Raw genomic sequence first — 13,526 nt, 5'->3', positions numbered from 1 at the left:
CTCTGCCGCCTCACAGATCAAGCGATGTCAGAACACTATCGTTTTGTTAGTTCAAGATTTTTTTCCGGATTCTCGAGAACACGGTCTTCTTCTTTTTCTTCGGTTTGTCTTTGAAGCCGAACCCGATTTTCACGTCTTCCTTGACGGAAAACGCCCTCAGCTTCAGATATTCGCTGATAGCCGACTTGTACTGCTTGTTTTTCACGTCGGACGTAAGGTTGAGGAATTCCTGTACCACCGTGCGGTCCAGGAACGGATATCTCGCCTCCATCCCGAAGGATCCCGCAACCATTTCTTCTTTCGACAGATAGGCGGCTTGCGTGCTGCCGAAGAATGAGGACCAGGGAAACTGACCCAGGAAATTCGGTGGGAACTGGCCGCCGAAATTGCTGTGGGCGAAAAACTTCTTTCCGCCGAACCCATAGTCGGAGACGATTTCGTCAGCGCCGCTGCCGGACAGATAAACGAGGGCTCCAGCGGCCTTGGCCTTTGTGCAAACGCCTGCGAGCATCAGCGCCGCCTTGTCGGTGTGCACGCTCTTGCCCGTTTCCGTCCGCTCACCATCGTCATTGATAATGAAATAGGGTTGATCTTCGACGCGGTCCTGAAGCCAGGATCGCAGGCCAGTCAGGTCAAGCTCGGTTTCCGGCAACAGGAGCGCCTGATTGCCGGACGCTTCAACCGCGGCAAAACGCTGTTGCACGACATCAGGGTCCTCGCGCCCTTCGATTGTCACGCTGATGAATGTCTTGTTCTGGTGGATCAGGGACGCGGCGATCGCACCGCTGTCATACCCGCTTGAAAGACCGACAAAGGGTTTTCCGCGCAGATGGTTCACGCGCTTTGCAACAGATTTGTCGAAAGCTTCGAACCAGTCCGAAAGGTCTGTTTTGTATTGCGCGATATTGAACGTGTATGTCTCGCGCTCCACGATGCGCTTATTGTCGAATGCGTATTCGACAACGTGGTTTGGCTTCAAGGACCTGATGTTTGAAAATCCGAACGCGGCGAGAGCTCCCCGGTAGCTTGCAAAGCCGAAATCATTTCCCTGGGAACCGAAATAGAGCGGTTTGGTGCCAAAGCAGTCGCGCGCCACGAAAATGGTGTTTTTTTCGTAGTCTGCGAGAATGATCGCGTATTCGCCGTCCAGCCGGGAGAAACAGCCGGCGCCGTGTTCTGTGTAAAGGTCGTGAAGAAACCTGACTTCGCTCTCGTAGCTGTCAGGACAGGAATAGATTTCTCCATTGAACATAATGACGATTTTTTCGTCGTCGGACACATAGGGCTGCGCGACGAAGTCTCCGCGCATCGACAACAGATTGTGGCAAAAGAAATGTCCGTTCAATGAACGCGTTACGGTGCTGTCCGGCCCCCTGAGCGACATCATCGTGTTGAAGTCGTTTGTCTCAGGCTGGAGAGTTGAAAAAAGAAAGCTGCACATTCTACCGGACTGACATGTTGTTGTTTCAGTATCTTTTCAGGGGAGGGCAATTGTCCTGTTCAATAACATCGCCGGCCTTGTTGCGACATCCCATCTGTGTTGATGCCCACCGGAGCTAAGACATCGCAAGAGGTGGACGGACGGTACCACTCACAGCGGAACTTGCCTCGGAAAGGCGGCGTCTGCGTCAGGCTTCGCTTAGAACACTTTCCAGCCGCTTGATCAACAGCCTGTTGTCGAGATTGCGCACGGCAAACTCGCGGCTGGCGCACCCGATTTTTTCCGCATCGATTTTGCCACTAAGCGCATCGCGAATGAGAGCGCGGAACCCCGTCTCGTCCAGCTCGTCGACCAGAAAACCCGTCTCCCCTTCGCTGACCAGTTCGGGAATGCCGGCGTGGCGCGTCGACAGGACCACACACCCACAGGCCAGGGCTTCCTGTATGGAGGTCGGTGCACCTTCTGCATCGCCTTCTGGGCTTGTTACCGAATGTTGCAGGAAGAACTCGGCTTCCTGGAGGTGCTTCAGGACATTTTCGTGCGATTGTTCACCCAGAATTTCTACCCGGTCTTCCATGCCCATGTCGCGGATAATTTCTTGGCATCGCTCCTGCCAGGGTCCGCCGCCAAGCAAGGAAAGAGTCGCATCCGGATAGGATTTTGCCTCCTCGCAGAAGGAACGCACAGTAATGTCGGGCCGTTTCTTGTCGACCAGCCTGCCGATGGCTACGAATTTGCGTTTTTTCTTTTCCAGGGGTTGGAATTTGTCGGTGTTTACGCCGCTGGGAATGACATGGCTGTTTGGGTGTACCAGACCATAGCTGGCTAGGTTGTCCTGCAAAAATTTCGATACGAAAAACAAACCCGCTGTTTTCTCGAAAGCGCGTGCAGTCAGGCGCTGCTGCCGCGAAGAGCGGATTCTCATCGTGCCGTCATAACCGCGGTAATAAGTAAACATGGGAATGCCGATGTCCCCGATGCTGCTCACGACTTCAGCGCCGATGCAGCCAAATTCACACAACACGGCATCGACGCTTTCCCGGCGCAGAAAATCAACGATCTGCGCACGTTCCGACCCGATGAGGCTCTTTTGGGGGAGGCCCTTCAGTTTGTTCGAAAGTCCGGTGACGGGTTCCAGGACCTTGTCCCAAAGGGTCCGTGAGACACTGCTGCGGTCGAAAACCGTTCGCTTGACAGGCTGGAACGTTGTTTCCTTGCCGGCGCACACGACCGCCGATCCCGAAAACAGGTTTTCGATATGAAAATTCACCATCGTCTGGTGAGGATGCATATAGGCGTATGTGAAGATGCAGATTTTTTTCATCTTTACCAGTTTGATCCGGGCCCGCTGCCGGGCTTTGCGCGGTTCACGGGCCGCTGTCCTCCTGCCGGTCCGTAAAAAGCAATTGCTCGTACCTTCCAAGAATGCTGGCTTCCGAGAACTGCGCCAACAGGAACTTGTGCCCCTCCTGCGCAAGGTCGGACGGCGCCGTCATGGAAACGCCAACGGCATCGACCGACGCTGCTAGTCCGTCCGCATCCCCGCAAGGTGACAGAAGTCCGGTCTTGCCGTGCTCGATGAGCCAGCCGGGGCCCGGCGAGTCGGTCGCAACAACCGGTAGACCGGCGTTCCAACCTTCCAGAACGACATTTCCGAGCGGCTCATCGTCTGCCGGACAGACCAGAATGTCGGCGGCTTTCAGGAATGCCGACGGGTCGCGTTGCCAGCCGAAAAAGTGCGTGCGGTCCTGAACACCCAACTCGTCCGCAAGGCGTTTCATGTCGTCCATCAGTTCACCGTCTCCAATCAGCCAGGCGTGAACGGTTTCTGGCAATTTCGCGAGCGCCTTGATCAGAAGGTCGAAACGCTTGCGCTCGACAAACCGGCCGAGGGAAATCAGAACGGTGGCGTTTTCAGGCGTGCTGTAGTCCGCACGGTTGACCGGCATAAGATCGTCGGGAAGCGGATCGACGAAATTGCTGATCATATGTGCCTTGTCGCCCGGCCATCCCATTTCGACGGCCTGCCGGATGATCTCCGGTGTGTTGCCGATCAGGTTCTGGACATTGCCATAGGTGTGAAAGCCGTCCGGAAAATCACCCAGGCGCAAAAACGTACGCATGTCAGGACCGGGTTTCGGCATCCACTTGCTCGCGGGGCTCATCCAGCCCAACGTGACCTTCGCACCAAAGCTTCTTATTTCCCGCGAAATCCCCCAGCGCACGAAGTGCCGCTTGACGTGTGAACGGCTGAATTTCAGCTCCCGGACCTTGCAATGCTGTGCGAGTTCGTCCCGCCATGGCCGGTTTTTGCGGATGAACGCGATCTGCTCGACGCCGCGTTTGGCGAGTGCGCGTGACAGGCGCAGGAAGAATTTTTCCGCACCGCCATCGACCCCGAGATGGATATGGGCAATCTTTTTGCCGGATGCAGGGAGCTCAGTTGCCATCGATCACGTCATAATAGTTGTGCGCACGGCCAAACAGTCCACGCAGATTTCCGGAACCTTTCATCAGGCGGATCAGCCCGTAGTAAAAAAGTTTCTCGCCGCGTTTTTTGGCGAACGGTTTAACAACGAAGCCAACCAAAGTCGCGAGCAGGCCAAACAGCATACGCCGCGTGCTTTTGGGAATGAAGTGAAGCGCCGCCTTGCCTCTGCCCTCGCGCAGAACAATGTTGAAAGCGCCGGACGTGGCCGCCATGTGCATCCTGCTGAGCAGGCGCTTGGTCGTCACGCGGGATGCCGGAATGTCCTCTTCGACAAAGGCATCGTCCACCCAGATCATCTTCGCGCCCGCCACATGCGTCCGGCGGAAGAAGTCGATATCCTCGCTGCCGAATGTCAGCCTTTCGTCAAACCGCAGGGCGAGCCCGTCGTTCCGGATGATACGCGCGCTGAGAAGCACGTTGTTTGTCGGCGCTTCCGTAATGACCGTGCCGGTTGGCCTGGGTTTGAGAAGCTGTGACTTCCACCAGTGCGGTGCCGGCTTCTCGTAAATCCGGCGGACCGGCCCGTTGGCAACTTCGGCATTGTGCTCTGCGCATGCGCTCAGCAGCTTTTCGATCCAGTCCGGCTCTGCGCGCTCGTCGTCGTCGATCAGCGCGACCCAATCCGGGTCATGCTCCAGGGCCGCTTCCAGCGCGCAATTGCGCGCGAAGGGAATTCCCTTGCGCTTTTCGTGATAAAAATGGACCGGAAGCGAAAGCTGCGAAGTCAACTCGCCAGCGGCCGCACCCTGGAAGTGCGGCTGAGGATCATTTTCAACAACAACAGCCAGGATCTCGGTGCCGACCGGACGGATCAGCTTGTTGAGGCTATAAAGGCACGCCTTGAGCATGTTCGGACGCTGCGCCGTGCACACGGCAATGACCAGTTTCTGGGTCATGGAGAGAGATCGGTCCTTGACTTTGCTTTGATTGCGCTTGCTGTGGTTCGGAGCCCGGCTCGCGCAGGGGTTTGGCGCAACTGAAGCTTGCTGTCAAAGGATTTCCGCAATGCCTGTCTTCCCACGATGCCACACCCGCGCTACGGTTTGAGTCATAACCCTTTGAGCGATTGCACATAAGCAACGGTGTTTGGGAGGACACAGATGAAGGGACAGATGATGCACCGTCCGCTGAAGATTGCGGACATCATCACCTTCGCAGCGGCCAATTATCCGCAAGGCGAGCTCGTCTCCGTGCGAACGGAAGGCGACATCCACAGGGCGACCTATCGCGAAACCGCGCGCCGAACGGCGCAGCTGGCTCACGGGCTTAAGAAGCTCGGTGTCAGTCCGGGCGACAGGATCGCGACGCTTGCCTGGAACGGTTACCGGCATTTCGAACTCTACTATGCAATTTCCGGCATCGGCGCGGTCTGTCATACGATCAATCCGCGACTATCCGCCGATCAGATGATCTATATCGTCAACCACGCGCAGGACCGGATCATTTTCTGTGACACCACCTTCGTGCCGATCATCGAGAAACTGCGTTCGCATTTGCCCGAAGATTTGCGTGTCGTTGTGATGACCGACAGGACGCATATGCCGCAGACATCTCTGGAGGGTGTCCTGTGTTACGAGGACATCCTTGAAGGCCAACCGTCCGAAATCGACTGGCCCGATGTCGATGAAAACGATGCAGCCGGGCTCTGTTACACATCCGGCACAACGGGAAACCCCAAGGGCACGCTCTTTTCGCACCGTTCCACGGTTCTTCATGCGTTCACGCTGTGCGTCACCATCCCGAAGGTCTTGCAGGAAGGTGGCCGGATACTGCCGGTGGTGCCGCTCTTCCATGTAAATGCGTGGGGTCTGCCCTATGCTGCACCCCTCTCCGGGGCGAGCCTCATTTTCCCGGGCGCGGCACTCGACGGCAAAAGCCTGTTCGAACTTTTGGATCGTGAGAAAGTCTACTCTGCCTGGGGCGTTCCCACTGTCTGGCTTGGCCTGATGAACGAGATCAGCCAGAGGGGAGCCTTGCCGGATGGTTTCGGCGATGTGGTGATCGGCGGGTCGGCGGCGCCACGGGCGCTTATCGAAGCTTTCGAGACCAGGGGCGTCAATGTCTGTCACGCTTGGGGCATGACCGAAATGAGCCCGCTCGGCACGCAGTGCAACCTTCCGCCTGATATGTCGGACTTGCCGCTCGAACAGCGCATCGACCGCAAGCAGTCGCAGGGCCGCGGCGTGTTTGGCGTCGACATGAAGATCGTCGACGATGCGGGAGAGCGGCAACCGCATGATGGCCGGTCCGCAGGCCATCTCTATGTGCGCGGAAATACGATCACGTCAGGCTATTTCAACGACCCGGAAGCCTCTGCGCCCGTGTTCGACGAGGACGGCTGGTTTTGCACCGGCGACATTGCCACCATCGATCCGAACGGATTTTTGCGGATCACGGACCGGTCGAAGGATCTGATCAAGTCCGGTGGCGAATGGATCAGTTCGCTTGATCTGGAAAACATCGTCATGTCCCACCCGGGCGTTGCCAATTGTGCGGTGATCGCCGTGCCGGATCCCAAATGGGACGAAAGGCCTTTGCTGATCGTCGTGCCGAGGGAGGATGCCCAGCCTCAAAAAGAGGATCTGCTCGCTCTGTTGGCAGAAAAACTGGCCAAGTGGCAAGTGCCGGATGAGATTGTCTTCGTGGATCAGCTCCCGCTCACCGCGACGGGCAAAGTGTCAAAACTGACCCTGAGAAAGCAGCGCGCTGAGGGAGACCTATGACACCGGACACGCTCTTCGGTCTTTCGGGTAAGACAGCTCTTGTGACAGGTGGCGCGACCGGGATCGGCCGCATGGCGGCCGAAGGCCTCGTTGCGGCCGGTGCAAGAGTGTTCATCGCAAGCCGGAAGGAAGAGGCGTGCCGGTCCGCAGCGTCTGAACTGAATGCGGCCGGATATTCCGGCAGTGCAGAAGGTTTCGGCGGCGATGTTGCGTCTGAGGAAGGGATCGATGCGCTGGTTGCGGATGTCAGCGCTCGCACCGGGCAGCTTGATATTCTGATGAACAACGCAGGGACAAGCTGGGGCATGACGCTCGGCGACTTCCCCTATTTTGCCTGGGAACGGGTCATGCAGCTCAATGTGACGGGACTGTTCCACCTCACCCAGTCCCTGTTGCCTCTGTTGGAGGCCGCGGCAAGCGACGATGATCCGGCAAGGGTCGTCAATGTCGGCTCGGTGATGGGTGAGACCCCTCATGGAGACCGGGCCTACAGCTACGCTGCTTCCAAGGCGGCCGTGCACCATCTCACCCGGATACTTGCGAAGGAGTTGGCTGAAAAGCGAGTCACGGTCAACGCACTGGCGCCAGGTCCGTTCATCAGCAAGATGACCGCTTTTGCGACCGCCGATGAAGATGTCAGGGGCCGTGTCGGGGCGCAGGTTCCGCTTGGCAGGGTCGGGCGGCCGGAAGATATCTCGGCAGCGCTTCAGTTTCTGTGTGGCCGTGGTGGTTCCTACGTGACTGGCGCGATCTTGCCCATCAGCGGCGGGATAAACGTGGAAACGGGTCCTGACCTCTTCCAGGAGGCGTATACGTGACGGTGACACAGGCGCCTCGTGTCCTTTCGATCGATGTGCTCAAGCAAATGTCCGGCCAGGAAGTCGGCTGCTCGTCCTGGTTTCTGATCGATCAGGCGAGGATAGATGCGTTTGCGGATGTGACGCAGGACCGCCAGTTCATTCATGTCGATCCGCTCCGTGCGGCGAAAACGCCCTTTGGCGGGACGATAGCGCATGGTTTTCTGACGCTTTCTCTGCTTTCTGCGATGGGACTGGAAGCGCAGCCGAAAATCGAAGGTTCGACGATGGGGATCAACTATGGTTTCGATCGGATCAGGTTTTTGTCTCCGGTCCGGGTCGGCAGCAGGGTGCGGGGACGATTTGTTCTGGCAAATGTCAGAGAGGTTTCCACGAGCGACGTGGACATACTCTGGAAGGCGACAGTCGAAATTGAGAACGAAACGCGCCCGGCCCTGAAGGCAGACTGGCTCAACCGGTTCTACCTCTCAAAAGACGGGGAGAAACAGACAGCATGCTGAAAACGCGAAGGCTTCCATCTGCCCTGCAGGGATTGCGGTTGCCGGCAGTTGCCGCACCGCTTTTCATTGTGTCCTGTCCGGAACTTGTGATCGCTCAGTGCAAGTCCGGAGTGATCGGAAGTTTTCCGGCACTTAACGCGCGCGACGAGCCGAATGGTCCGGTGATGCTTGAGAAGTGGCTTCAGACGATCACGGAGGAACTCGATCGGTACAATCAGGCCAACCCAGATCGACCGGCTGCTCCGTTTGCCGTCAACCAGATCGTCCATCGCTCCAACGAGCGGTTGGAGCGGGACGTTGACATCTGCGCCCGTTGGAAAGTGCCGGTCTGGATAACGTCGATGGGTGCGCGCGTGGAGGTTAATGAGGCGGCTCATTCCTGCGGCGGCATCGCGCTCCACGACGTCATCAACAACACCTACGCGAAAAAAGCCGTTGGGAAGGGCGCAGACGGGCTGATTGCCGTTGCAGCGGGCGCGGGCGGGCATGGCGGGCCGCAATCCCCCTTCGCCCTTGTCCGTGAGATCCGCGAATGGTTCGACGGTCCCCTGCTTCTTGCCGGGGCAATTTCGACGGGTGAGGCGCTGCTTGCGGCGCGTGTGCTTGGTGCCGATCTTGGCTATGTCGGCTCTCCGTTCGTGGCAACTGACGAGGCCAATGCCGATCCTGCCTACAAGGACCTCATGGTTTCGGGTGGAGCAGAAGATGTTCTGACGTTGTCACTCTTTACCGGACATCCCGCCAACTATCTGAAAGGCTCACTGTCCAGAGTCGGTCTCGATCCGGACAATCTGCCCGGGACCTGGGAAGTGAGCGTCATGCCGGACGACAGCCCGCTGCCGAAAGCGTGGCGGGAAATCTGGGGCGCGGGTCAGGGCATCGGCGCCATCAAGTCGGTCGGTTCCGCCGCCGCCGTGGTGGATCGCCTTGAGCGCGAATACCTGGATGCGTGTCTGCGTCTGAAAGAAAATCTGTAAGGAGGCATCATGGATCTGGGCATAACCGACCGGGTGAAGCCGCTCATCGAGCAGGTTCGCCAGATGGTCGAAACCGAGATTGCACCTTTGGACGCTGAGTTTCACCACCAAGTTGGACGTCATCCGTCGGGTGACCGGTTTCAACATACTAAGCGCCAGCTGGACATTCTGGAGGAGCTCAAGGCGAAGGCAAAGGAACGCGGCCTTTGGAACTTCTGGCTGACCGACAGTGAGCGTGGCTTCGGTCTGACAACGGTCGAATACGCCTATCTTGCCGAGGAAATGGGCAAGGTCGGGATTGCCGCCGAAGTGTTCAATTGCAATGCGCCCGACACCGGCAACATGGAAGTCCTGGAGCGCTATGGCACCGGGAAACACAAGGAGCGCTGGCTGAAGCCTCTGCTGGAGGGAACCATCCGCTCCGCCTATCTGATGAGTGAGCCGGAAGTTGCTTCCTCCGATGCGACCAACATCTCCCTTGAAGCGATCCGGGAAGGCGACGAGTGGGTCCTCAACGGCGAGAAATGGTGGGCGACTGGCGCCGGTGATCCGCGCTGCAGGCTCTACATCGTCATGGCCGCGACAGATCCTTCGGCACACAAACACAGCCGTCACTCAATGTTTCTGGTCCCAAGCGATGCGGACGGCATTGAGGTCCTGCGCCCCATGCAGGTTTTTGGCGCGGACGATGCCCCGCATGGTCATATGCACATTCGTTTCACCAATGTCCGCGTCCCGCCGGAAGATCTCGTGCTGGGTGAAGGGCGTGGCTTTGAAGTGGCGCAGGGACGCCTTGGTCCTGGCCGCATTCATCATTGCATGCGCGCGATCGGACAGGCCGAGATGGCTCTGGAACTCTTGTGCAGGCGCGCCATGCAACGCGAGGCGTTCGGCAAGAAGCTGACGGATCTCGGCGCCAACTACGACATCATCGCCGACGCGCGCATGGAAATCGAGATGGCGCGCCTGCTCTGTCTCAAGGCAGCCTGGATGATGGACACGCAGGGAACGCGCGCCGCGCAGTCCTGGATCAGCAAGATCAAGGTCGTGGCACCCCTAACGGCATTGAAGGTTGTTGACGAGGCCATGCAGGTTCACGGCGCTGCCGGCATCAGCCAGGACTTCCCGCTCGCGGCCATGTGGACCCACTTGAGAACCCTTCGTTTTGCAGACGGGCCCGACGCCGTGCACCGGCGCCAGGTCGCCCGCACGGAGCTGAGGAAATACACAAACGACAAGGTCTGATGATGGCCGTTTTGCCCGGGTTTCAAAGTTGGAAGGAACACCTTAGCTACGTCCACACCAACCTCATCCTGAGGAAGCGCAAAGCGCTGTCTCGAAGGATGTACCGCTTGCTCCTGCGTTTGCTACCCATCCTTCGAGACGCTCGCCTTCGGCAAGCTCCTCAGGATGAGGTTGGTGTTTTCGACTACACCTTTCGCGCTGGGCTCTTACGGCCCTTGGCCAACATGAGGTCGTCTCGGCCATGACCGTTAGTACTCCTGATCTCGATCTTGAGCGTCTCGGCAGCTGGCTGGAGGGGAAGCTTGCAGGTTTCGCGGGTCCGGTCCTGGCGAAAAAGTTCAGCCGGGGTCAGTCCAACCCGACCTTCCGCTTGAATTCGGCCTCGGGCGACTACGTCCTGCGTCGAAAACCTCCAGGGGTCCTGTTGAAATCCGCGCATGCGGTCGACCGCGAATTCCGGGTTCAGAAAGCGCTGGCGGGCTCGGATGTACCTGTCGCGCGAATGCACGTTTTGTGTGAGGACGAAGACGTCATCGGATCGGCATTCTATGTCATGGAGCTGGTGCGTGGCCGAAACTTCGACGATCCGAGACTTCCGGGTCTGGACACATCTCTTCGCGCGGGCATCTACGCCGACATGAACCGGGTTCTTACTGCGATCCATAGGATTGATCTTGAAGCACGTGGCCTTTCCGACTTCGGGCCGCAGGGCAACTACTTCAGGCGTCAGATCGACCGGTGGACAAAACAGTACCGGGCAAGCGAAACGGAAAAGATCCCGGCCATGGACGAACTGATTGACTGGCTCGACAGGAACGTGCCCGAAGATGATGGCCGCCGGACGCTGGTGCATGGCGACTACCGGATCGACAATCTGCTTTTCGCGGAAAACGGTCCCGACTGTGTGGCCGTTCTGGACTGGGAACTCTCCACAATCGGTCATCCCTTCGCGGATCTTGCTGCTCTTGTCATGCAGTGGCAACGGCCTACTGGTGAAGAAGGACGCGGGCTTGCTGGAGTTGATCGGGCTCCACTCGGCATTCCGGAAGACCAGGCCTTCATCGATGCCTATTGTGCGCGGATGGGGCTCACCGGAATTCCGGCGTTTGGCTTCTACCTCGCCTTCGCCTTCTTCCGCATGGGCGCGATCCTTCAGGGTGTCAAGAAACGCGCTCTGGACGGCAACGCGTCCAATCCCGAATTGGGGTTGAGGCTTGGCGCGAGTGTTCCTGAGTACGCGGCAGGTGGTCTAGAGGCGGCTTACAAAGTCTAAGATGTTTCCAGCCACGTCCCGGACGTGGCGCTGCTAGGATCCGGGATTTGAGGATTTGGTCACAATTCAATCCTAACCAGGTCCGGGACGCCGCTTTCATACGGTATTGTCATCCCGGGCGAAGCGCAGCGAAGACCCGGGAACCAGCAACCACAAATGTTCGTCGGCGGACCGAAAGACTTCGGCTTCCTGGATCCCGGTCTTGGCGATAAACGCCAAACCGGGATGACAACCAGGGAAACTGGTGACTCAAGGGACGGGTCGTTTGATGAGGCGTCACGACACGTTGTCCGACATGGCCGTTCTTGGTACCTCAATTGGCTGGCTTTTAGCGCAACGTCTAATTCGCCGCGCAATCTTCCCAAACATGCTGAGAGTGTCGACCGCGCTAGAGCCGTTCAGACTGCCTCAGACATACCAACGCCCTAGCGGCCCCCGTCGACATATTCGCCGTCGAACCTGAACACTGCGTGACCGCTGTTACTGTGTTGCGGCGGGACGCCGACGCGCATCTGCAGGAACAGGGCGCCGTTTGGATCTTTGTAAAACGGCGCGCCGTTCCAGAGCTTGATCAGGAACACCTCTGCGTTCTCCACCTTGAATGCCTTGATCAGCATTTCCGGAACATCGGTAACAAGCTGATGATGAAACCCGGCTGCCTGCGTGAAGGTGATCAGATCCGCGTCGTTTTCCATGATCCGTGGCCGCGAAAAGCCTCGCGAGACGCCGCTGCTTCCGAGTGTATATTCCACCACATTGCCGGGTGACTGGGGGTCGGGCAATACGATGCTGGCCCGGTCTTCGCGAAAGATCATCTCGAAGAACTTGGCGTCCGTACCAAGCGTTGCCTGGAACTGCACGAATGCATCCGACATGCCCTTGATTGACAGATAGCTGTCGAATGCCCGGAGACTCTCAGGCAGCGAGACTGAGTAGATGCTGGCATCGGGACGCACGCGCACCACGACCTTTTCGCGTCCACCGGACGCGTTCTGGAACTTGATTTCCCAAAGGACGCCGGACTCCTTGCCTGCTGGCGGAGGTCTGGTTGCTTCGACGCCATCTATTTGGTTCCAACCTGCAGGTGCCTCGGCGCGCGCGGCATCGAGGATCTGCGGCAGGCGGGCCAGCCCGCTCTTCGTAATGGAAAAAGGCTGGCTGCGGCCTGTCAAGGTGTATATCGATGCCGGTTTGCTGCCGATCCCGCGCCGAAAGCTCCCGCCGTTCCAGCGATAATCCTGAACCGTTGCCGGGTCAGTCAGCGATATGGCATCGATTTCGACGCCGTGGGTGAGGACCTTTATCTCAAAAACATGTTCACCCGTACCGATAACGCCTGCAAAGCGGCTCTCCGCAAAATCAAAAGGCCAGTCTGACTGTGTGCGCAGGTTCATCTTTCTGCCACGTTCCGTGTGGCTTATGTCGGCGCCGTCGAACTGGCCATCGGCCAAGGCATAGACCTGACCGTGCTCACGCTCGCTTCTGACCGATATGTTCCACTTCACCGGCCAATCCGCCCGGCCCAGCACCGGACCACGTGACGCTACCGCCGCTGTCACCGTGCCTGGCTTTTTGGTCGGCAGGTTGTCGGGTGCGGCGCTCAAAATGGACCACAACTTGGAGAATTGCAGCTCTGCCTGACTGAAGCGCTTTGGTGGAATGATGAATTTCGGGCCATCAGCCATATGCATCGGACCGCTGAGTTCGTCTACGGAACCCGGATCGCGGCTGTTGCGCCGCACAGACCAAAGATTGAACTCTTCCCCGTTCTGCCCGGTTGCGGCAATGACCGAGAAACTGTCAGGCTCGACCCTCAGCCACAAAAGGTCGCTGTCGCCTATCTGGGCACTCAGCATTTGCCAAGCGAGGTCGTAAGTACTCTTGTTGTTGAGATAAGTGCTTTGCGCTGCCGCGCTAAACGGCAGAGCGAGGGAAACGATCAAAATAAGCGGCGCGACACCGCTGCGAAAACGCAGGAAATTGGCCATGATGCACCTCGAAAATGTATGAAGAGGGCCATCATGCCTGCAAAACGCTACGTAAGCAAAGCCCGGCTCT

General features: G+C 58.1%; 11 protein-coding genes. 6 read left to right on the top strand and 5 right to left on the bottom strand.

The window, feature by feature from the left end; all coding sequences use genetic code 11:
• Nucleotides 1–46 precede the first annotated feature (46 nt).
• The 4 genes from Q0915_RS25405 to Q0915_RS25390 all read right to left on the bottom strand — a co-directional run bounded on the left by Q0915_RS25405 (nucleotide 47) and on the right by Q0915_RS25390 (nucleotide 4,828).
• Entirely contained in the window at nucleotides 47–1,441 is a 1,395-nt protein-coding gene (locus Q0915_RS25405) for an asparagine synthase-related protein (protein ID WP_299483531.1), read from the bottom strand.
• A 187-nt stretch (nucleotides 1,442–1,628) separates the two neighbouring features.
• Complete coding sequence (locus Q0915_RS25400; RefSeq protein ID WP_299483530.1) at nucleotides 1,629–2,765, bottom strand: glycosyltransferase; 1,137 nt, start codon at nucleotides 2,763–2,765, stop codon at nucleotides 1,629–1,631.
• Between the two features lie 43 nt (nucleotides 2,766–2,808).
• The gene (locus Q0915_RS25395; RefSeq protein WP_299483529.1) at nucleotides 2,809–3,891 is read right to left on the bottom strand and encodes a glycosyltransferase; all 1,083 of its coding nucleotides are present in this window, start codon (nucleotides 3,889–3,891) and stop codon (nucleotides 2,809–2,811) included.
• Nucleotides 3,881–4,828 carry a glycosyltransferase family 2 protein gene (locus tag Q0915_RS25390; RefSeq protein WP_299483528.1) on the bottom strand — a complete coding sequence of 316 codons (948 nt, stop codon included), beginning with the start codon at nucleotides 4,826–4,828 and terminating at the stop codon, nucleotides 3,881–3,883. Before Q0915_RS25390 ends, Q0915_RS25395 begins: the two co-directional genes overlap by 11 nt.
• A 204-nt stretch (nucleotides 4,829–5,032) precedes the next feature.
• Between Q0915_RS25390 and Q0915_RS25385 the strand changes: the two genes are divergently transcribed.
• The 6 genes from Q0915_RS25385 to Q0915_RS25360 all read left to right on the top strand — a co-directional run bounded on the left by Q0915_RS25385 (nucleotide 5,033) and on the right by Q0915_RS25360 (nucleotide 11,468).
• Nucleotides 5,033–6,655, top strand: a complete 1,623-nt coding sequence (locus Q0915_RS25385; RefSeq protein ID WP_299483527.1) for a long-chain fatty acid--CoA ligase — start codon at nucleotides 5,033–5,035, stop codon at nucleotides 6,653–6,655.
• Nucleotides 6,652–7,473: an SDR family NAD(P)-dependent oxidoreductase gene (locus Q0915_RS25380; protein WP_299483526.1), complete on the top strand. Its 822-nt coding sequence runs from the start codon at nucleotides 6,652–6,654 to the stop codon at nucleotides 7,471–7,473. The genes Q0915_RS25385 and Q0915_RS25380 overlap by 4 nt, the downstream gene beginning before the upstream one ends.
• A 47-nt stretch (nucleotides 7,474–7,520) precedes the next feature.
• Nucleotides 7,521–7,973: a MaoC family dehydratase gene (locus tag Q0915_RS25375; RefSeq protein ID WP_299483840.1), complete on the top strand. Its 453-nt coding sequence runs from the start codon at nucleotides 7,521–7,523 to the stop codon at nucleotides 7,971–7,973.
• Nucleotides 7,967–8,950, top strand: a complete 984-nt coding sequence (locus tag Q0915_RS25370; protein WP_299483525.1) for a nitronate monooxygenase family protein — start codon at nucleotides 7,967–7,969, stop codon at nucleotides 8,948–8,950. The genes Q0915_RS25375 and Q0915_RS25370 overlap by 7 nt, the downstream gene beginning before the upstream one ends.
• A gap of 9 nt (nucleotides 8,951–8,959) precedes the next feature.
• Entirely contained in the window at nucleotides 8,960–10,195 is a 1,236-nt protein-coding gene (locus Q0915_RS25365) for an acyl-CoA dehydrogenase family protein (RefSeq protein ID WP_299483524.1), read from the top strand.
• Nucleotides 10,196–10,436: 241 nt separating this feature from the next.
• Nucleotides 10,437–11,468 carry a phosphotransferase family protein gene (locus Q0915_RS25360; protein WP_299483523.1) on the top strand — a complete coding sequence of 344 codons (1,032 nt, stop codon included), beginning with the start codon at nucleotides 10,437–10,439 and terminating at the stop codon, nucleotides 11,466–11,468.
• 425 nt (nucleotides 11,469–11,893) lie between these two features.
• On the opposite strand, the gene Q0915_RS25355 is transcribed toward Q0915_RS25360, so the two are convergent.
• Nucleotides 11,894–13,456, bottom strand: coding sequence for a hypothetical protein (locus Q0915_RS25355; RefSeq protein ID WP_299483522.1), 1,563 nt, complete (start codon nucleotides 13,454–13,456; stop codon nucleotides 11,894–11,896).
• Between the last annotated feature and the right edge of the window lie 70 nt (nucleotides 13,457–13,526).

Origin of the sequence: uncultured Roseibium sp. (assembly GCF_947494555.1) — a bacterium.
Taxonomy (GTDB): domain Bacteria; phylum Pseudomonadota; class Alphaproteobacteria; order Rhizobiales; family Stappiaceae; genus Roseibium.
This window is presented reverse-complemented; position numbering and strand designations above follow the sequence as displayed.

Excerpts from the sequence above, each read along its gene's own strand:
- Q0915_RS25405 (WP_299483531.1), bottom strand. The coding sequence starts at position 1,441 with ATGTGCAGCTTTCTTTTTTCAACTCTCCAGCCTGAGACAAACGACTTC.
- Q0915_RS25400 (WP_299483530.1), bottom strand. The coding sequence starts at position 2,765 with ATGAAAAAAATCTGCATCTTCACATACGCCTATATGCATCCTCACCAG.
- Q0915_RS25395 (WP_299483529.1), bottom strand. The coding sequence starts at position 3,891 with ATGGCAACTGAGCTCCCTGCATCCGGCAAAAAGATTGCCCATATCCAT.
- Q0915_RS25390 (WP_299483528.1), bottom strand. The coding sequence starts at position 4,828 with ATGACCCAGAAACTGGTCATTGCCGTGTGCACGGCGCAGCGTCCGAAC.
- Q0915_RS25385 (WP_299483527.1), top strand. The coding sequence starts at position 5,033 with ATGAAGGGACAGATGATGCACCGTCCGCTGAAGATTGCGGACATCATC.
- Q0915_RS25380 (WP_299483526.1), top strand. The coding sequence starts at position 6,652 with ATGACACCGGACACGCTCTTCGGTCTTTCGGGTAAGACAGCTCTTGTG.
- Q0915_RS25375 (WP_299483840.1), top strand. The coding sequence starts at position 7,521 with ATGTCCGGCCAGGAAGTCGGCTGCTCGTCCTGGTTTCTGATCGATCAG.
- Q0915_RS25370 (WP_299483525.1), top strand. The coding sequence starts at position 7,967 with ATGCTGAAAACGCGAAGGCTTCCATCTGCCCTGCAGGGATTGCGGTTG.
- Q0915_RS25365 (WP_299483524.1), top strand. The coding sequence starts at position 8,960 with ATGGATCTGGGCATAACCGACCGGGTGAAGCCGCTCATCGAGCAGGTT.
- Q0915_RS25360 (WP_299483523.1), top strand. The coding sequence starts at position 10,437 with ATGACCGTTAGTACTCCTGATCTCGATCTTGAGCGTCTCGGCAGCTGG.
- Q0915_RS25355 (WP_299483522.1), bottom strand. The coding sequence starts at position 13,456 with ATGGCCAATTTCCTGCGTTTTCGCAGCGGTGTCGCGCCGCTTATTTTG.